This is a genomic window from Solwaraspora sp. WMMD792, assembly GCF_029626105.1.
Taxonomy (GTDB): Bacteria; Actinomycetota; Actinomycetes; order Mycobacteriales; family Micromonosporaceae; genus Micromonospora_E.
In genome coordinates, this window is record NZ_JARUBH010000009.1 from 590,666 (window position 1) to 607,579 (window position 16,914).

General features: G+C 71.9%; 21 protein-coding genes. 12 read left to right on the forward strand and 9 right to left on the reverse strand.

Annotated elements, in window-relative coordinates:
- Positions 1-51: 51 nt before the first annotated feature.
- Positions 52-255, reverse strand: a complete 204-nt coding sequence (locus O7629_RS04190) for a hypothetical protein (protein ID WP_278167594.1) — start codon at positions 253-255, stop codon at positions 52-54.
- 6 nt (positions 256-261) lie between these two features.
- Positions 262-474 carry a hypothetical protein gene (locus tag O7629_RS04195; RefSeq protein WP_278167595.1) on the reverse strand — a complete coding sequence of 71 codons (213 nt, stop codon included), beginning with the start codon at positions 472-474 and terminating at the stop codon, positions 262-264.
- A 140-nt stretch (positions 475-614) separates the two neighbouring features.
- Between O7629_RS04195 and O7629_RS04200 the strand changes: the two genes are divergently transcribed.
- Complete coding sequence (locus O7629_RS04200; RefSeq protein WP_123600346.1) at positions 615-905, forward strand: GlsB/YeaQ/YmgE family stress response membrane protein; 291 nt, start codon at positions 615-617, stop codon at positions 903-905.
- A gap of 135 nt (positions 906-1,040) precedes the next feature.
- Here the strand turns inward: O7629_RS04200 and O7629_RS04205 are convergent, their stop codons facing one another.
- Positions 1,041-2,126 (reverse strand): 3-deoxy-7-phosphoheptulonate synthase, encoded by a 1,086-nt coding sequence (locus tag O7629_RS04205; RefSeq protein WP_278167596.1) that lies wholly within the window; start codon positions 2,124-2,126, stop codon positions 1,041-1,043.
- A 364-nt stretch (positions 2,127-2,490) separates the two neighbouring features.
- Here O7629_RS04205 and O7629_RS04210 point away from each other — a divergent pair, with 364 nt between their 5' ends.
- From O7629_RS04210 to O7629_RS04225, 4 genes are all read left to right on the forward strand, one after another.
- Positions 2,491-3,645, forward strand: a complete 1,155-nt coding sequence (locus tag O7629_RS04210; RefSeq protein ID WP_278167598.1) for an alkaline phosphatase PhoX — start codon at positions 2,491-2,493, stop codon at positions 3,643-3,645.
- A 56-nt stretch (positions 3,646-3,701) separates the two neighbouring features.
- Positions 3,702-3,947, forward strand: a complete 246-nt coding sequence (locus tag O7629_RS04215) for a hypothetical protein (protein WP_278167600.1) — start codon at positions 3,702-3,704, stop codon at positions 3,945-3,947.
- A 125-nt stretch (positions 3,948-4,072) separates the two neighbouring features.
- Positions 4,073-5,365, forward strand: coding sequence for a pitrilysin family protein (locus tag O7629_RS04220; protein ID WP_278167601.1), 1,293 nt, complete (start codon positions 4,073-4,075; stop codon positions 5,363-5,365).
- Positions 5,362-6,705 carry a pitrilysin family protein gene (locus O7629_RS04225; protein ID WP_278167602.1) on the forward strand — a complete coding sequence of 448 codons (1,344 nt, stop codon included), beginning with the start codon at positions 5,362-5,364 and terminating at the stop codon, positions 6,703-6,705. The genes O7629_RS04220 and O7629_RS04225 overlap by 4 nt, the downstream gene beginning before the upstream one ends.
- 26 nt (positions 6,706-6,731) lie before the next feature.
- Here the strand turns inward: O7629_RS04225 and O7629_RS04230 are convergent, their stop codons facing one another.
- Entirely contained in the window at positions 6,732-7,796 is a 1,065-nt protein-coding gene (locus tag O7629_RS04230) for a hypothetical protein (RefSeq protein ID WP_278167604.1), read from the reverse strand.
- Positions 7,793-8,212, reverse strand: coding sequence for a PadR family transcriptional regulator (locus O7629_RS04235; protein WP_278167605.1), 420 nt, complete (start codon positions 8,210-8,212; stop codon positions 7,793-7,795). Before O7629_RS04235 ends, O7629_RS04230 begins: the two co-directional genes overlap by 4 nt.
- Before the next feature lie 294 nt (positions 8,213-8,506).
- Between O7629_RS04235 and O7629_RS04240 the strand changes: the two genes are divergently transcribed.
- The 4 genes from O7629_RS04240 (at position 8,507) to O7629_RS04255 (ending at position 10,996) form a co-directional block, all read left to right on the forward strand.
- Complete coding sequence (locus O7629_RS04240; RefSeq protein ID WP_278167607.1) at positions 8,507-8,776, forward strand: hypothetical protein; 270 nt, start codon at positions 8,507-8,509, stop codon at positions 8,774-8,776.
- 10 nt (positions 8,777-8,786) lie between these two features.
- Positions 8,787-9,098, forward strand: coding sequence for a TraR/DksA C4-type zinc finger protein (locus tag O7629_RS04245; RefSeq protein WP_278167609.1), 312 nt, complete (start codon positions 8,787-8,789; stop codon positions 9,096-9,098).
- Between the two features lie 120 nt (positions 9,099-9,218).
- The gene (locus O7629_RS04250; protein WP_278167611.1) at positions 9,219-9,845 is read left to right on the forward strand and encodes a GNAT family N-acetyltransferase; all 627 of its coding nucleotides are present in this window, start codon (positions 9,219-9,221) and stop codon (positions 9,843-9,845) included.
- Positions 9,846-9,970: 125 nt separating this feature from the next.
- Positions 9,971-10,996 (forward strand): aspartate-semialdehyde dehydrogenase, encoded by a 1,026-nt coding sequence (locus O7629_RS04255; RefSeq protein WP_278167613.1) that lies wholly within the window; start codon positions 9,971-9,973, stop codon positions 10,994-10,996.
- Positions 10,997-11,047: 51 nt separating this feature from the next.
- Here O7629_RS04255 and O7629_RS04260 read toward each other — a convergent pair whose 3' ends face one another.
- Positions 11,048-12,133, reverse strand: a complete 1,086-nt coding sequence (locus O7629_RS04260; protein ID WP_278167614.1) for a PP2C family protein-serine/threonine phosphatase — start codon at positions 12,131-12,133, stop codon at positions 11,048-11,050.
- A 212-nt stretch (positions 12,134-12,345) separates the two neighbouring features.
- On the opposite strand from O7629_RS04260, the gene O7629_RS04265 reads away from it, so the two are divergent.
- Both O7629_RS04265 and O7629_RS04270 read left to right on the forward strand, forming a co-directional pair.
- Positions 12,346-12,762, forward strand: coding sequence for a CBS domain-containing protein (locus tag O7629_RS04265; RefSeq protein WP_278167615.1), 417 nt, complete (start codon positions 12,346-12,348; stop codon positions 12,760-12,762).
- A gap of 157 nt (positions 12,763-12,919) precedes the next feature.
- The gene (locus O7629_RS04270; RefSeq protein WP_278167617.1) at positions 12,920-14,227 is read left to right on the forward strand and encodes an NAD(P)/FAD-dependent oxidoreductase; all 1,308 of its coding nucleotides are present in this window, start codon (positions 12,920-12,922) and stop codon (positions 14,225-14,227) included.
- A 15-nt stretch (positions 14,228-14,242) separates the two neighbouring features.
- Here the strand turns inward: O7629_RS04270 and O7629_RS04275 are convergent, their stop codons facing one another.
- The 3 genes from O7629_RS04275 to O7629_RS04285 are packed head-to-tail and all read right to left on the reverse strand — an operon-like array spanning position 14,243 to position 16,082.
- Entirely contained in the window at positions 14,243-14,926 is a 684-nt protein-coding gene (locus O7629_RS04275; RefSeq protein WP_278167619.1) for an ABC transporter permease, read from the reverse strand.
- Positions 14,923-15,747, reverse strand: coding sequence for an ATP-binding cassette domain-containing protein (locus O7629_RS04280; protein ID WP_278167621.1), 825 nt, complete (start codon positions 15,745-15,747; stop codon positions 14,923-14,925). The genes O7629_RS04275 and O7629_RS04280 overlap by 4 nt, the downstream gene beginning before the upstream one ends.
- On the reverse strand, positions 15,744-16,082 hold the full coding sequence (locus O7629_RS04285; RefSeq protein ID WP_278167623.1) for a PadR family transcriptional regulator: 339 nt from the start codon (positions 16,080-16,082) through the stop codon (positions 15,744-15,746). Before O7629_RS04285 ends, O7629_RS04280 begins: the two co-directional genes overlap by 4 nt.
- A 118-nt stretch (positions 16,083-16,200) precedes the next feature.
- On the opposite strand from O7629_RS04285, the gene O7629_RS04290 reads away from it, so the two are divergent.
- A complete protein-coding gene (locus O7629_RS04290) occupies positions 16,201-16,866 on the forward strand; it encodes an NADPH-dependent F420 reductase (RefSeq protein ID WP_278174400.1) in 666 nt (221 codons plus the stop codon).
- Positions 16,867-16,914 lie beyond the last annotated feature (48 nt).

Genomic DNA, 16,914 nt, shown 5'->3' on the forward strand with positions numbered 1-16,914 from the left:
CGGTCAGCCGGTAACGCCGGTTGACCGTCAGTCCGTAACGCCGGTTGCTCGTCAGTCGGCGGTGAACCCGGGCTTCTCCATCCCGGACCAGCCGCGGGGCGTCTCCGGCTCCCGGTCCCGGTCGGTCCCTTCGATGATGTCGTGGGAGACCGCCGTGTCGTCGTGCTCGCCGGCGAAGTCCGGGTCGTCCTCGGGTGGCTGTCCGTCCGGGGTCTGGCCGAGTGCGGCGGCCGACCGGTTCTGGTGCTCGTCCATCGGTGATCAGGCACCTTCCGTAGATGAATGCAGGACCTCTTCCGCCTCGTCCTGGGCGTATTCGCCTTCCGGCAGGGCATTGATCCTGGTCAGCAGGTGAGCGGGCAGCTCGGCGGCGACCGCCCGGCGGGCGATCTCGGCCCGGCTCACCCGTTCCTTGCCGAGGTAGATGTCGTCGAGCAGTGCGTACAGCTCGGCACGGGACGTCTCATCGGTCACCTCCGCCTGCTACCCCGCACGCGGCACGGCAAACGACGCTCCACGTACCGACCGGACCGCCGGGTTCATCCTGCCGACCGTCGGCGTTCCGCCCTCTCGGTCCGATCCGGGCACCTACGCTCGGGCCAGGAGGTGGACTCATGATCGGCACCATCTTGTGGGCGCTCGTCGCTGGCGCGATCATCGGCGCTCTGGGACGTCTGCTGCTACCCGGCCGGCAGAACATCTCAGTCTGGCTGACCATCGGGGTCGGAATCGCCGCCGCCCTGCTCGGCGGGGTGATCGCCGCCTGGCTGGGCATCGGCGAGACCGCCGGGATCGACTGGCTGCGACACGCGATCCAGGTCGCGCTGGCGGTGTTCTTCGTCTGGATCGCCGCGCGGGTGGCCGGCCACCGGCCGACCGACGCCCCGGGGCGCGCTACCCGCTGACCCGACGCCCGGGTCGGACTACCCGCTGACCCGACGCCCCTGGGTGCTCGGGCCACCCGCTGACTCCGCCTGAGGCCGGCCGGTGCGCCGGCTGCGGCCTGGCTCCGCAGCCTGGCCGCAGCCGAGCGCTGCAGGCTACCGCTGCGCGGCGGCCAGCGCCGCCCGGCGGTCCCCGACCGCCTTCGCCAGCCGCCCAAGGACCTGGGCGGTCTGGTCCCAACCCAGGCAGGCGTCGGTGATCGACTGTCCGTGCACCAGTTCCCTGGTCGGGTCCAGATCCTGCCGGCCGGCCACCAGGAACGACTCCAGCATCACCCCGACGATGCCCCGTTGCCCGGCGCCGAGCTGCCCGGCGACGTCCTCGACGACCAGCGGCTGCCGGCGGTGGTCCTTGCCGCTGTTGCCGTGGCTGGCGTCGATGACCAGCCGCTGCGGCAGTCCGGCGGCCCGCAGCAGGTCCAGCGCGGCGGCCACCGACTCGGCGTCGTAGTTGGGCTCACCGGCACCGCCGCGCAACACCAGATGGCAGTCGGCGTTGCCCCGGGTGTGCAGGATCGCCGGCGTCCCGGACATGTCGATGCCGGGGAAGACGTGCGGCACGGCGGCGGCCCGGATGGCGTCCACCGCGGTGGCGACGCTGCCGTCCGGGCGGTTCTTCATGCCGATCGGCATGGACAGCCCGGAGGACAGCTGCCGGTGGACCTGGCTCTCGACGGTGCGGGCGCCGATCGCCCCCCAGGCCACCGCGTCGGCGATGTACTGCGGGGTGATCGGGTCGAGGAACTCGCAGCCCACCGGCAGCCCGGCCCGCAGCACCTCGAGCAGTAGCGAGCGGGCGATCCGCAGCCCGGAGTTGACGTCCCCGGAGCCGTCCAGGCCCGGGTCGTTGATCAGACCTTTCCAGCCGACCGTCGACCGCGGCTTCTCGAAGTACACCCGCATCACGATCAACAGGTCGTCGGCGTGCCGTTCGGCGGCCGCGGCGAGCAGGTGCGCGTACTCAAGGGCGGCGGCCGGGTCGTGCACCGAACATGGGCCGACCACGACCAGCAGCCGGTCGTCCTGTCCGTCGAGCACGCCGGCGACGGCTCGTCGGCCGTCCAGCACCCGCGCGGTGAGCTGGTCGTCGAGGGGCAGCTCGTGGTGCAGCAGGGCCGGGGTGGTGAGCGGGACGACCCGGTCGATGCGCTGATCGGCGACGCGTCCGATGGAGGTGCTCATGTGGTGTCTGTTCCTTCCGCCAGTCTCCCTGGGGAGCCGGCGCCCCCAGCCGAGCCGGCTGCTCGTTGGCATACGAAAGGGCAGGGGCTCGATGCCCGCTGCCCTTGGCCGGCTCTGGTGGGGTGACGTCAGGTCAAGGCTGAGCCACCGGCACCAGGGCCGGCTGCCTAAACCATCGATACGTGCGCACCACGACGCACACTGTACCGGATCAGCCGCTGAGCGCCACCCCGGCCGGGGCCGGCAGTCGGGTGCCACCACCGGACTTCGGCCGGTTCTCGCCGTCTGTTAACCACGACCGGCATCCGTGGCCACCAGCGACACCTAGCTTCATCGATTGCCACAAGCATCGATGGAGGTCGAGATGGATCGTCGTAGCGTACTGCGTGCCACGGTGGTCGGCGCTGGTGCCGCCGCCTTCTCCGGCAGTCTCTGGACCGGCGCCTTCGCCGCACCTGCGCAACCCGGCGCCGGCCCGTACGGGCCACCCGGCAGCCCCGACGCCAACGGCATCGCGCTACCCGCCGGCTTCACCAGCCGGATCGTGGCCCGGTCCCGGCAGCGGGTCGGCGACACCTCGTACGTCTGGCACGACGCGCCGGACGGCGGTGCCTGCTTCGCCGCCGGGACCGGCTGGGTGTACGTCTCCAACTCGGAGATCTCCCGTACCGGCGGTGCCTCGGCGATCCGGTTCGACGCCAGCGGCGACGTCGTCTCGGCGTACCGGATCCTGGCGGACACCAACCGCAACTGCGCCGGTGGCGCCATGCCCTGGGGCACCTGGCTCTCCTGCGAGGAGGTGGCCCGCGGGTACGTCTACGAGACGTACCCGCTCGGCGGCACCGGCGCGGTCCGGCGCCCGGCGATGGGCCGGTTCTGCCACGAGGCCGCCGCCGCCGACCCGGTCCGCGGCGTGATCTACCTGACCGAGGACGAGAGCAACGGCTGCTTCTACCGGTTCCGGCCGGACACCTGGGGCGACCTGTCCACCGGCACCCTGGAGGTGCTGGTGGCCGGCAGCGGCACCAGCGGGCCGGTCAGCTGGGCCCGGGTGCCGGACCCGGACGGCGGCCCGATCGCCACCCGCTTCCAGGTCTCCGGCGCGAAACGGTTCAACGGCGGCGAAGGATGCCACTACGCCGACGGCGTCTGCTGGTTCACCACCAAGGGCGACAACCGGGTCTGGGCGTACGACGCGGTCGGCCAGCGGATCGATCTGGCCTACGACGACTCGCTGGTCTCCGGCACCCCGCCGCTGACCGGCGTCGACAACATCGTCGGTACGCCGGGCGGTGATCTGTACGTCGCCGAGGACGGCGGCAACATGGAGATCTGCCTGATCACCCCGGACGGGCGGATCGCGCCGTTCCTGCGGATCAGCGGCCAGTCGTCGTCGGAGATCTGCGGTCCGGCGTTCTCCCCGGACGGCGGTCGGCTGTACTTTTCGTCGCAGCGTGGCACCTCAGGTGCGTCCTCCGGCGGCATCACCTACGAGGTACGCGGCCCGTTCCGCTCCTGACCTACGTGGAGGGCGACATGCATGACTCGGCCGCCGCCCGGGTAATCCCTCGGCCCATGAACACTGACACCGACGACGACCCGTTCACCGGCCCACCACCACCGGGCGCCGCCACCACAGGTCAGGCGGCAGCCGACGGCGAAGCCGAGGCGGAGCGGATCGAATCGCGCGCCGGTCACCTGCTGCCGGAGGAGGAGGCGGCCGGCAGCGACGACCCGGTGCGTCAGGCCGCAGCCATCCTGGACGACTCCGACCGGCGCGAGCAGCCGCGTCCGCAGTCGGGCAGCGAGCCGCCCGGCTGACCCCGATGGCGCCGGCCGACCTTTGCCGGCAACGGTCAAGCCATTGACGGCAACGGCCAACCCTCGACGGCACCCGGCCGGCCCGGTGCGGCCGGCCGGGGCCCCGATCGGATAACGTCGGTCGCATGTCGCCCAACGGGTACCCCTGGCCGATCGAGACCACCCGGCTGGACAACGGCCTGCGGGTCGTCGTCAGCCCCGACTCCAGCGCGCCGGTGGTCGCGGTCAATCTCTGGTACGACGTGGGCTCGCGTCACGAGCCCTCCGGCCGGACCGGATTCGCCCATCTTTTCGAGCACCTGATGTTCGAGGGATCGGTCAACGTCGCCAAGACCGAGCACATGAAGTTGGTGCAGGGCGCGGGCGGCTCGCTCAACGCCACCACCAACCCGGACCGGACCAACTACTTCGAAACCGTCCCCGCCGAGCATCTGGCCCTCGCGTTGTGGCTGGAAGCCGACCGGATGGGCGGCCTGGTGCCGGCGCTGACCCAGGAGACGCTGGACAACCAGCGCGAGGTGGTCAAGAACGAGCGGCGGCAGCGCTACGACAACGTGCCGTACGGCGACGCCTGGCTACGGCTGCTGCCGCTGCTCTACCCGCCGGGGCACCCGTACCACCACGCCACGATCGGCTCGATGGACGACCTCAACGCCGCCGATCTGGCCACCTTCCAGGCGTTCCACGAGATGTACTACGCGCCGAACAACGCGGTGCTGACCGTGGTCGGCGACACCGACGCCGACGAGGTGTTCAGCCTGGCCGACAAGTACTTCGGTGGGATCGCCGCGCGGGTCGACATCCCGCCGGCACCGGACGGGCGTACGCCGGCGCCACTGGCCGGCCCGGTGACCGAGACGGTCACCACCGACGTACCGGCCGCCCGGCACTACTTCACCTACCGCACCCACCCGTTCGGAACCCCGGCGTACGACGTGGCGACCGTGCTCGGCACCGTGCTGGGCAGCGGCCGGGGCAGCCGGCTCTACCAACGGCTGGCCGACGGCGCCCGGATCGCGCAGCCCGACTACCTGGGTGCGTACGGTGTCGACCTGGCGCACGCGCCCGCACCGCTGATCATCACCGCGACCGCCCAGCCGACGGTGACCGCCGAGCGGCTCGCCGACGGCCTGATCGAGGTGCTCGACGAGGTGGCCCGCGACGGCGTCACCGACGCGGAGGTCGACCGGGCCAAGGCGCTGCTCACCACGGGCTGGTGGCGTCAGGTCGCCAGCTTCGAGGGCCGGGCCGACACCCTCGGCCGCTACGCCACCCAGTTCGGTGACCCGGCCCGCGCCGGGGACCGGCTGCCGGGCTGGCAGGCGGTCACCACCGAGGCGGTCAACGACGAGGCCGCACGCCTGTTGCGGCCGGACAATCGGGTCCAGCTCAGCTATCTGCCGGAGGGCGACCAGTGACGATCATCGCGCAGCGTCCCGGACCGGGCGCCGCCCGGCCGTACCGTTTCCCGGACGTGGTCCGGCGCAGCGTGGCCGGCGGCGAGATCGTCGCCGCCCACCTGCCCGGCCACCGGCTGGCGGTGGCGACCCTGCTGCTGGACGCCGGCGCCGGCCGGGAACCGGTCGGCCGGGAAGGGCTGGCCGGAGTGCTCGCCAAGGCTCTCGAAGAGGGCACCGAGACCCGGGACTCGGCCGCGTACGCCCTGGTCCTGGAGGGTCTCGGCACCGAGTTGTCTCTCTCCGCCGACTGGGACTCGTTCCGGGTCGGCGTGCAGGTCAGCACCGACCGGCTCGGCGCGGCCGTCGAACTGCTCACCGAGGCGGTCCGCACCCCCCGCCTGGATCCGTCCGATGTCGAGCGGGTCCGCGACGACGAGGCGACCGCGCTGCGGATGTACTGGGCCAACCCGGGGCCGCGGGCCGAAGCCGCGCTGCGCGCCGACCTGTTCGGTGCCGACCAGCGGCACGGCCGGCCGATGGGCGGCGACCCCGACTCGGTGGCGGCGGTGACGGTGGCGGACGTCGTCGACTTCCACCGTGCGTGGTTCACCCGGCCCGGAACCCTGCTGGTCGCCGGCGATCTGGACCTGATCGACCTGGACGCGCTCGGCGTGGCCGCCTTCGCCGGGGCGACCGGCTCGCCGTCACAGCCCGGACCACCGCTGCCGGTCAGTTTGCGGGACCATCGGCGGATCATCCTGGTCGACCGGCCCGGCGCGGTGCAGTCCACGCTGCGGCTCGGCCATCCGGCCCCGCACCGGGCCCACCCCGACTACGTGCCGATGACCCTGGCCAGCACCGTCCTCGGTGGAGCCTTCACGTCGCGGCTCAACCACCTGATCCGCGAGGTACGCGGCTACACGTACGGCATCCGGTCGGACTTCGGGATGTCCCGCCGGTTCGGTCGTTTCGCGGTCAGTTCCAGTGTGCAGACCGGGGTCACCGCGCCCGCCCTGATCGACTCGGTCGGTGAGGTGTCCCGTACCCAGGCCGACGGGGTGACCGAGGAGGAGCTGGCGGTGGCTCGGTCCTGGCGGGCCGGCCAGCTCTCGGTCGAGCTGCAGACCCCGCCGGCGATCGCCAGCGCCCTGGCGACGCTGGTCGTGCACGGGCTGCCCGACGACTACCACGCCCGGCTGCGCGACGAGCTGCTGTCGGCGACGGTCGAGCAGGTCTCCGCCGCCGCCGCCACCCACCTGCAGGCCGAAGGGCTGACCCTGGTGGTGGAGGGCGATGCGGCCAAGATCCGCGACGAACTGACCGCCTCCGGCCTGGGGGAGCTGCACGACGCCGACTGATCCGCACCGGGCCCGGGGTGTCGGGCTCAGCGCCGTCGCAGCAGGCGCAGGGTGCGGAGCAGGTGCACGCCCGCGTACCAGGCCGACCCGAGGCCGCCCGGCAGCGCGATGCCGTACGCCGCCCAGTAGTGGCCCTCAGCGGACCAGGCCAGGAATGCGCTGACCGCGAGGCTGAGCCCGGCGAGGCTGCCGATCAGCATGGCGGGTGCGGTGCGCCAGAACGGTACGCGTCGCTGCGGTTCGTGGTCGGCGAGCTCCCGGGCGTACTCCTCGACCGGACCGAACTCGCTGTCCGGGGTGGTGCCCTGAGCCGCAGCAAGGTGGTCGCGGGCCTGCCGGGCCAGCTCGCCGGCCCGCGCGGGGGTGAGGTCGTAGCGGCCGACCAGCAGGCCGGTGAGCCGGCGGAACCACGCGTCCAGGTCCCTGTCGTCGTTGTCGCGCCCCGCCGTACCCGGGGTGGGCGGGGTGTGCTCGATCGGCTGGCGCGGCTTCTTCGGCCCGCGCAGTTGCCACAGCAGCACCAGCAGTGACACCGCAGCGACCGCGAGAGCCGGGACGGGGAACACCGGCTCGCGGGGCAGCGCGAAGAATGCCGTCACGGCGAGCCCGGCCAGCAGCGCGACCAGGGCGAACGACGCGGTGGCCAGCCGTGGCCGGCCGGCGGCGCGCAGCGCGCCCGGTACGCCGCGGACGACGAACACCGCCAGGCCGAGGAAGGCCATCCCGGTCAGCGCCGCTGGGGTCGCGGAGAGGGTGAGGGTCCGCTCCAGCGCCGCGTAGAACAGCGAGCCGACGACCCCGGCCAGCGCCAGGGTGAACAGACCGCCGGACAGGTGGTCGCCCGGGGTGTAGCCGTCCCGGTCCGGATTGTCGCGCAGGTGCGCCGGCTGCTCCGCCGCCGCGACCATGGCGAACTCCTCAGGGGATCCGAACGCGTCGTACGGGCTCTGCCCGGTGTACGCGCAGTGTGCCTGCACGTCGGCGATGATCGGGTTCGCCAGGTGGTACCCGACGCCCCGGTCGCTCAGCGCGAGCCGGGCGGGTAGTTCCCACCGCTCGAAGGGTTCCGTCGTCGCGGTTGGTTCCGTCATGTCGGTCGTCCTCCCCGGCCGCTGTCCTGCGTCAGGTGTTGCTGGTCGTCCTCGCTGCCGTCGCCGCCGTTGTCGCCGTTGTCGGTCGCCGTGAGCAGCCACTCGAACGCGTCGGTGAACTCGGCCCATCGGGTGCGTTCGTCCGCCAGCCGTCGTCGGCCGGCCTCGGTGATCGAGTAGACCTTCCGGCCCGGGCCACCTTCGCCCGGCAGCCAGTCGGAGCGCACCGCCGATTCGGACTCCAGCCGGTTCAGCACCGGATAGAGCGCGCCACCGCGGATCGGGCCGAGCCCGAACTCGGCCAGCCGCTGTGCCAGCGCGTATCCGTGCCGGTCGCCTTCGGTGAGCGCGGCCATGATCGCCAAGCCGAGTCCGGCCCGGATCCAGTTCGCGGCCGGATCGGTCGCGCCGCCCATCGCGCACCTCCCTGCTCTGACTAGTCCGCAGCCGGATGTAAGTCGCTTCTCGACTAGTTGCATCTCAGACTAGCTCGCCTTTGCAACTGCCCGCAACCGCCAGCCACCCGAGCCCACGCCCCCCGGGCACCCACCCCCCGGGCCGCGCCCACCCCGCGATCTAGAAGGATCTGGCCGGTATATCGACCACGATCCTTCTAGATCGCGTCCGTCAGGTCCGCGCGGCCCGTCTGGTATGTCCGGTTAGGTAGTTAACGTGTTGGCTTTCCTGTCGGGGCGTCCTATGGTTGCCGGATGATCACTCCTGCGCAGCGCGACGGAGCCGTGACTGTCACGGCTCCGATCGGCGTGGGCATCGGCGTGCCGGGCGTCGTGGTGCCGGATGCCGTGGTGTGGGACGTCGTGGTGCCGGGCATCGTGGTGCCGGGTGCCGGCGTGCCCCGCGCCGCCGGCCGGCCGGGCCTGCCGCGCCCCACCGGCCGGGGTCCTCCGGACGGCCGTCGCACCATCACGACGACGGCCACCAGGGGCGAAGCGGACCAGCTTCGGCCCTTTTTCTATTGAGGGGGACCCGATGGGCACCGAACTGCACGGCACCCGCGGCAACGAATGGATCGAACAGGTGCGGGTGAAACTGGCCGAGCAGTTGGACACGCACCGGGCGCAGCTGACCGAACTCACCGCCGACACCGGTGACCCAGGCGAAGCGCACACCCGGGCCGCGCTGGTCGTCGCCGCCCGGCGCGGCTACGACCAGACCGTCGAGGCGCTGAACCGGATCGCCGCTGGCCGCTACGGCCGCTGCGACAGATGCGGTGGCGACATCCTCCGGGAACGGCTGGAGATCCTGCCGCACGCGCGGTACTGCGTACCCTGCACGCGCTGACCGCGACTTGCCCGCCTACCGACTCGCGGTCGGTAGGCGGGCAAATACATTCGAACCCGCGACGGTGTGTTGTCCGTTGTACCCGGGTGTCCGCAATGTGCCGCAGAGAGGCGAGCGCTGATGCCCCAGCTCCACACGTCGGTGATGATCCGGTACGCGACCTACACCGACACCCCGCAAGTGGCCAAGACACTGGTGGAGGCATTTCTGGACACCCCCGAGTCGTCCTGGCTGATCCCGGACCCGGTCGCCCGTCGCCGGGTCTACCAGCGGTTCTGTCCGGCGCTGATCGACTACGGGCTGCGCCAGGGCAGTATCTACCTCACTGAGGACTACAGCGCGGTGGCGGTGTGGCGTCCGTGCAGCCTGATCCTGCCCAACCCGGTCGAGTACGAGCAGCTGCTCGACGACACCTGTGGTGAGTACGCGTACCGGTTCCGGTTGCTGGACAACGCCCTCGCCGAACGACACCCGGTGGGCGAGCACCACTATCTGGCGTACCTCGGGGTCGCCCCGGACCGGCAGGGCTACGGCCTCGGTACGGCATTGCTGAACCACCGGCACGCCATCTTCGACACCGCCGGCAGCGCCGCCTACGTGGTGGCCAGCAGCCCCGGAGCCCGCGACCTGTACGCCCGGCTCGGCTACCGGCTCACCGCCACGGCCCCGTTCCACCTGCCCGACGGCGGACCGCTGCTCTGGCCGATGTGGCGGCAGCCGCAGCTGGCCCGCCGGCACCTGAACTGATCACGCGTACCTGATCTGACTGCGCGGGGGTACGCCGACGGGCCGGAAGGTGACGCCGGACAACTCGGTTCCGTCCCGGCCCGGCCCGTCGGTAACCTTCGCAGCATGAGGATCGGGGTTGCGATATGAGGATCGGGATTGTCGGCGCGACCGGGCAGGTCGGTAGCGTCATGCGGCAGGTACTGGAGCAGCGGGCGGTGCCCGTCGACGAGTTGCGGTTGTTCGCCTCGGCCCGCTCGGCCGGCCGGACCCTGCCCTGGCGCGGCGGCGAGATCGTCGTCGAGGACGCCGCCACCGCCGACTACCGAGGGTTGGACATCGCGCTCTTCTCGGCTGGCAAGGCCACCTCGAAGGAGCTGGCACCCCGGGTCGCGGCGGCGGGTGCCGTGGTGATCGACAACTCGTCGGCCTGGCGGATGGATCCGGACGTACCGCTGGTGGTCGCCGAGGTCAACCCGCAGGCCGCCGCCGACCGCCCGAAGGGCATCATCGCTAATCCGAACTGCACCACGATGGCGGCGATGCCGGTGCTGCGCCCGCTGCACGACGAGGCCGGCCTGGTCAGCCTGGTCGTCGCGACCTACCAGGCGGTCTCCGGCGCCGGCCTGGCCGGTGTCGCCGAGCTGGACGAGCAGGTCCGCAAGGTCGCCGAGGGGGCGGCGTCGCTGACCTTCGACGGCGGCGCGGTGGAGTTCCCGGCGCCCCGGTCGTTCGCCGCGCCGATCGCGTTCAACGTGCTGCCGCTGGCCGGCTCGATCGTCGACGACGGCTCCGACGAGACCGACGAGGAGCAGAAGCTGCGCAACGAGAGTCGCAAGATTCTCGGCATCCCCGAGCTGCGGGTGAGCGGGACCTGTGTCCGGGTGCCGGTGTTCACCGGCCACTCGCTGCAGATCAACGCCCGGTTCGCCCGACCGATCGACCCGCGGCGGGCGGCCGAGCTGCTGGCCGACGCGCCCGGCGTGGCGCTGTCCGACGTGCCGACGCCGCTGCAGGCCGCCGGCCAGGATCCGACGTACGTCGGCCGGATCCGGGTCGACGAGACCGTCGAGCACGGCCTGGCGCTGTTCTGCGCCAACGACAACCTGCGCAAGGGCGCCGCCCTCAACGCGGTGCAGATCGCCGAGCTGCTGATCGCCGCCGCAACCTGAGCCAGCTGACACACAACCGATCAGCCGTCACACCGCCGGAACGGGTCGTCGTCAGTCGGCGGCGACCCGTTCGGCGAGCAGCATCGCGGCGTCGTCGCTGATCTGGCCGCCGGCGTGGCGCTGCAGCTCAGTGACGACGCGGTCCAGCGCCTCCCGCCGGTCCGGCAGTTCCAGGCACGCGGTCACCCGGTCCGAGGCGAGGAACTCACCGCGGCCGTTGCGGGCCTCCACCAACCCGTCGGTGTAGAGCAGCAGCCGGTCTCCGACCTGCCACGGCCGGGTCAACCGGAGCGGGTCCGGCGCGTCGCGGCGCAGCCCCAGCGGCGGGTGCCGGTCGCCGGGCTCCAGGATCTCCAGCGTTCCGGCTGAGGTCCGCAGCGCCGGCGCCGGATGGCCACAGTTGATCACGGTCAGCGTGTCGTCGGTGAGCTGCACCAGGGCGGCGGTGACGAATTGCGCCGGTTGCCCGGTACCTATCCCGTCCCGGTACACCGCCTGGTCCAGATCGGCGGCGACGGCGGACAGTTCCGGCTGCACGAAGGCGGACTGCCGGAAGGCACCCATCACGGTGGCCGACATCTGGACCGCCTGCAGCCCTTTGCCGCACGCGTCCCCGATGATGATCCGGGTCCCGTACGGGCTGTCCACGACGGCGAACAGGTCACCGCCGACGTTGGCCGCCTCGGACGCGGACAGATACCGGGCGACCAGGGCGACATCGCCCAGCTGCGGGGGCGGTGCGCGCAGCACCGCCCGCTGCGCGACCTCGGCGATCTCGGTCATCCGGCGCAGCCGGGCCTCCCGCAGGTTCCGGGACCGGGCCACGTAGATCGACACGATGCCGACCGCGAAGACGACACTGCTGCGCAGCAGATGGTCCAGGCTGCCGAACATGCCGCTGGGTAGCCCGGCGACCAACGCGACGACGCAGGCGACCGCGGTGACCAGCGCGGTCCGTCGGGTCTTCTCGACGGCGGCGGCGAGCAGCGGGGCCAGCGACAGGAACCCGAGAACGACCGCGTTTGTCTGAGTCAGCACGTCGATGACGGTGATGACCGCGATCAGCGCCAACGCCAGCGGCATTCCGCGCCAGCGTTCGGTGCGGTGCAGCAACGACCGGTCGGCCGGGTGCGGCACCCGCGAATCCGGCAAAAGAGGCTTACGCCAGCTGACCCGGCGTGCCCACACGACGTGCTCCCTACCCGGCCTGCCCGCCCGTGCACCTCGTGCCGGCGCGGCCGTTTCGACCTGCGAGCGTAGCCGATCCCACCGACCGGGGGAGGGCGCTGGTTTTCCGCTCCCGACCCCGGGTACCCCGAAGACGGCGCCGACACCGAGAGGAGTGCGCGATGACGACCGTCGGAGAGTTCATGACAGCCCGGCCGTTCACCATGGACGCGAGTGACATGTTGACGGCGGCGGCGCGGCAGATGCGGGATGCCGACATCGGCGACATCATCGTCACCAACGGCAGCGATATCCAAGGAATCGTGACCGACCGGGACATCACGGTCCGGGCGGTGGCATCCGAGATGGATCCGTCGATGACCCAGCTCAGCCAGATCATCACCGAGGACGTGGTGGTCGTGTCGCCGTACGACGACGCGGTCGCGGCCGCGGAGCTGATGCGGACCTACTCGGTACGGCGGCTGCCGGTGGTCGACGACGGCCGGCTGGTCGGCGTCGTCTCCATGGGTGACCTCGCCGTCGAGTGGGAACCGGATTCGGTGCTGGCCGACATCAGCACCGACGACCCGAACAACTGACCACCGGACCGCCGCCGCGCCCACCGGGCCCGGTGAGCGGCACCGGAAACCCTCTGGTGGGTGTCCCCGACAGGTCTGCCCGGTCTCCCCGGCGCCCGGGTCCGGCAGACACGGGGACACCTGCTTGCGCTCTCACCCACCCCGATCGGAGATCAGTATGAAGCGACCACGCATCGTCATCGCGGGTGCCGGCTTCGCCGGCTACCAGGCTGCCCGTACCCTGTCCCGGCTGGCCCGGGGGTCCGCCGAGATCGTCCTGATCAACCCGACCGACTACTTCCTGTACGTGCCGTTGCTGCCCGAGGTCGCCTCGGGTGTGCTGGAGCCGCGCCGGGTCACCGTCTCGCTGCCGGACACCCTGCCCGGCGTGCGGGTGGTGCTCGGCGAGATCGACCAGATCGACCTGCCGGACCGGCGGATCTGCTACGTCGACGGCGAGGGCGACCGGGCCGAGTTGAGCTACGACCGGTTGATCGTCTCCATCGGCAGCGTCAACAAGCTGCTGCCGATCCCCGGCGTCAACGAGCACGCGCACGGCTTCCGGACCCTGCCGGAGGCGCTCTACCTGCGCGACCACCTCACCCGGCAGATCGAACTCGCCGACCTGAGTGACGATCCGGCCGAGCGGGCCGCCCGGTGCACCTTCGTCGTGGTCGGTGCCGGATACACCGGTACGGAGGTCGCGGCGCACTGTGTCTCCGCCACCGACCTGCTGGTCCGCCGGCATCCCCGGCTCGCCGGCCAGCAGGTGCGCTGGCTGCTGCTCGACCTGGCCGACCGGGTGCTGCCCGAGCTGGACGAGCGGATGTCGGTCACCGCGCAGAAGGTCCTCGACGCGCGGGGCGTCGAGACCCGGTTCGGCACCTCGGTCCGCGAGGCGACCAGCGACGGGGTGCGTCTGTCCGACGGGGAGTTCATCCCGACCCGGTCGCTGATCTGGTGCGTCGGGGTGCGCCCCGACCCGGTGGTGGACGAATTGGGACTGACCACCCTGAAGGGCCGGCTGGTGGTCGACGAGTTCCTCGCCGTACCGCAGCATCCGGAGGTGTACGCGTGCGGTGACGCCGCCGCGGTGCCCGACCCGAACCGGCCGGGCGAGGTCACCCCGATGACCGCCCAGCACGCCGTCCGGCAGGGCAAGCTGGCCGCGCAGAACGTCGCCGCGTCGTACGGGCACGGCTCGTTCCGCCCGTACCGGCACAAGGACCTGGGGTTCGTGGTCGACCTCGGCGGCGCGCAGGCGGCGGCGAACCCGCTGCACGTGCCGATCTCCGGCCCACTGGCCAAGGCGGTGACCCGGGGCTACCACCTGGCGTCGATCCCGGGCAACCGGATCCGGGTGGCGGCCGACTGGACGTTGGAGTCGTTGCTGTCGCGCCAGGGCGTGCAGCTCGGTCTGGTACCGCCGGCGGCGGTACCGCTGGACACCGCGTCGCCGGAGCTGGTGTACCCGGTCGGCCGCTGACCTGGTACGGAGCCGTCACCCGAACCGTAGGTGGGGTCGGCGGCGTAGCCGTACCCCGGTGGCGATCGCGACCAGGGCGACCATCGTGACCGCGACGACCGCGCCGTGCAGCAGCCCTCGGTCGAGGTAGCCGCTGTCGGTGTGGTCGATCGCGTAGGTGGCGATCTCCCGGCTGAACCAGAACGGCAGCGCCCGCGCGGCCGGGCTGGCCGGGTCCATCACCATCTGCAGCCCGACGATGGTCAGCAGGATCAGGGTGCCTTCCAGCTCGCGGGGCAGCACCGCGCTGATCGCCAGCCCGAACGGCACCGCCACGGCGACCATCACCAGCATGATCAGGCCGATCGCCCCGTGCCGTACACCGGGCTGGTCGAACAGCACCAGCAGGAAGTACGGCACGGAAAGCAGCACACCGACCGCCCACAGCGCCAGCAGTCGGCCGGCCCACAGCTGCGCTGGCCGGTAGCCGGTCAGCCGCAGCCGGGTCTCCAGATCACGGTTGGCGTTGCCGGCAAACAGCGCCGCCGTGCTCAGCGCCCAGCCGAGCCCGAGGCAGACGAACCGGATCGACTGCCCGGCGAAATCGCCCCGACGGGCCAGATAGAAGCAGAGCGGAAAGACCAGCAGGATCGCCAGTACGCCGCGTCGCCGGGACGTCTCGCGCAACGTCATCTCCGCCACGGTCAGCACCCGGCTCATCGACCGGCCTCCGTTCCGGTCAGGTCGAGCACCAGGTCGACCCGGTCGAGCTGGTTCAGCAGGTGGGTGACGACCACGACCGCCTTGCCGGCATCGCGCCAGCGCCACACCTGGTGCCAGAAGTCCAGGTAGGTGCCGCGGTCGAAGCCCTGGTACGGCTCGTCGAGCAGCAGCAGGTCCGGGTCGCCGAGCCCGGCCAGCACCAGGTTGAGCTTCTGCCGGGTGCCGCCGGACAGGTGCCGGGCCTGGACGGCGGCGGACGCGTCCCAGTCCAGGACCGCGGCCTGCGTCCGCCCGGCGGTACGCGACTGTGTCCGGCTGAGCCGACGGCCGGCACCGACCAGCGCGAAGTGCTCGTCCGGGTGCAGGAAGTCGCCGGTGCCGCCGGACTGCGGGCAGTAGCCGAGGGTGCCGTACACCCGGACCCGGCCGCTGTCCGGGCTGGCCAGGCCGGCGCAGATGCGCAGCAGGGTGCTCTTGCCGCTGCCGTTGGCACCGACCACGGCGGCGATCTCGCCGGCCCGGACGGTGAGTCGCACCCGGTCCAGTACGGTGTGTCGGCGGTACCGCTTGGTGACGTCCTGCACGTCGAGCCGGACCGGGCCCGGGTGGACGCGGCGCGGGATCTGAGCCGGCCCACCGACGCTGCGCGCCACGTCGGTGGCGTAGTCGGCCGGGGTGCCGAAGACCGCCAACGGCGCTTCGCCGCTGTCGTACAGGTGGGCCGCGGCCTCCGCGACGACGTGTCCGGCCAACTCGCGGTCGATGCCGTGTCGGTGCAGCTCGCCGGTCAGGGCGGCGAGCCAGGTCTGCTGGTTCACGAGGTGGTCACCTCCTGCAGGATCGTGTCGACACCGGTGGCGAAGGACCGCCAGTCGGCGGTGGTCTGGCGCAGCCGCTGCGCACCGGACTCGGTCAGCCGGTAGTACTTGCGGGCCGGGCCGCTGGTGCCGGCGCGCCATCGGGCGTCGACCAGGCCGGTCCGTTGCAGCCGGAGCAGTACGGGGTAGAGGGTGCCGCCCTTGATCGGCCCGAGCCCGGCCGCCTGCAGCGACTGGGCCAGCTCGTAACCGTACGACTCGTGCCGGTGCAGCGCCGCGAGCACACAGAGGTCGAGCACCCCGCGCAGCCACTGGCCCCGCCGTTCCTGATCCACGGCCAGAAAGATAGCAGCGCTATCTAGGTGGCGCCACAACCTACCCCGAGTTCGCTGGTTCCCGTGCGGCGCTGGTTTCCGTACGGCGCTGTTTCCGTGCCGGGCCGGCGGGTACCCGATCGACAGTGACGACCCGTCGGAGAGGGAGAGAATGATGGACATCGGCATCATCGGCGCCGGCAACGTCGGCTCGGCCCTGGCCCGGCGGCTGACCGAGGTCGGTCACCAGGTGACGATCTCCGCGTCCAGCCCGGATTCGCCGCGGCTGGCCGAGGCGACCACCGGCACCGGGGTGACCGCCGGCGACGCCGCCCAGGCGGCGGACGCCGAGCTGGTCGTGCTGGCGGTGCCGTACACCGGGATCGGTGACGCGCTCGCCGGGCCGGTCGCCGACGCGTTGGCCGGCAGCACAGTGATCGACGTGACCAATCCGCTCGGCCCGGACCACATGTCGCTGCGGGTCGGGCACGACACGTCCGCCGCCGAGCAGGTCGCCGAGATGGTCCCGGCGGCCAACGTGGTCAAGGCGTTCAACACGGTGCTCGCCCCGAACCACGCCCGGCCGGTTCTCGGCGGCGTCCGGCAGTCGGTGCCGGTCGCCGGCGACGACCTGGCCGCCAAGAAGACCGTCCAGGAACTCGGCACGCAGTTGGGCTTCGACACGGTTGACGCCGGCCCGCTGTCCAGCGCCCGCTACCTGGAGCCGGTCGCCGCGCTGCTCATCCAGGTGGCCTATGGCGGCGGTGCCGGTCCGACGGTCGGTTTCGCGCTCGCGCGCGACTGACGGCGGTCGAGCCCTCGGGTCGGGTGAACCGCAATCCTGGCCGTATGG

Excerpts from the sequence above, each read along its gene's own strand:
- O7629_RS04215 (WP_278167600.1), top strand. The coding sequence starts at position 3,702 with ATGAACACTGACACCGACGACGACCCGTTCACCGGCCCACCACCACCG.
- O7629_RS04255 (WP_278167613.1), top strand. The coding sequence starts at position 9,971 with ATGAGGATCGGGATTGTCGGCGCGACCGGGCAGGTCGGTAGCGTCATG.
- O7629_RS04190 (WP_278167594.1), bottom strand. The coding sequence starts at position 255 with ATGGACGAGCACCAGAACCGGTCGGCCGCCGCACTCGGCCAGACCCCG.
- O7629_RS04205 (WP_278167596.1), bottom strand. The coding sequence starts at position 2,126 with ATGAGCACCTCCATCGGACGCGTCGCCGATCAGCGCATCGACCGGGTC.
- O7629_RS04265 (WP_278167615.1), top strand. The coding sequence starts at position 12,346 with ATGACGACCGTCGGAGAGTTCATGACAGCCCGGCCGTTCACCATGGAC.
- O7629_RS04250 (WP_278167611.1), top strand. The coding sequence starts at position 9,219 with ATGCCCCAGCTCCACACGTCGGTGATGATCCGGTACGCGACCTACACC.
- O7629_RS04245 (WP_278167609.1), top strand. The coding sequence starts at position 8,787 with ATGGGCACCGAACTGCACGGCACCCGCGGCAACGAATGGATCGAACAG.
- O7629_RS04230 (WP_278167604.1), bottom strand. The coding sequence starts at position 7,796 with ATGACGGAACCAACCGCGACGACGGAACCCTTCGAGCGGTGGGAACTA.
- O7629_RS04220 (WP_278167601.1), top strand. The coding sequence starts at position 4,073 with ATGTCGCCCAACGGGTACCCCTGGCCGATCGAGACCACCCGGCTGGAC.
- O7629_RS04275 (WP_278167619.1), bottom strand. The coding sequence starts at position 14,926 with ATGAGCCGGGTGCTGACCGTGGCGGAGATGACGTTGCGCGAGACGTCC.
- O7629_RS04200 (WP_123600346.1), top strand. The coding sequence starts at position 615 with ATGATCGGCACCATCTTGTGGGCGCTCGTCGCTGGCGCGATCATCGGC.
- O7629_RS04240 (WP_278167607.1), top strand. The coding sequence starts at position 8,507 with ATGATCACTCCTGCGCAGCGCGACGGAGCCGTGACTGTCACGGCTCCG.
- O7629_RS04210 (WP_278167598.1), top strand. The coding sequence starts at position 2,491 with ATGGATCGTCGTAGCGTACTGCGTGCCACGGTGGTCGGCGCTGGTGCC.
- O7629_RS04235 (WP_278167605.1), bottom strand. The coding sequence starts at position 8,212 with ATGGGCGGCGCGACCGATCCGGCCGCGAACTGGATCCGGGCCGGACTC.
- O7629_RS04270 (WP_278167617.1), top strand. The coding sequence starts at position 12,920 with ATGAAGCGACCACGCATCGTCATCGCGGGTGCCGGCTTCGCCGGCTAC.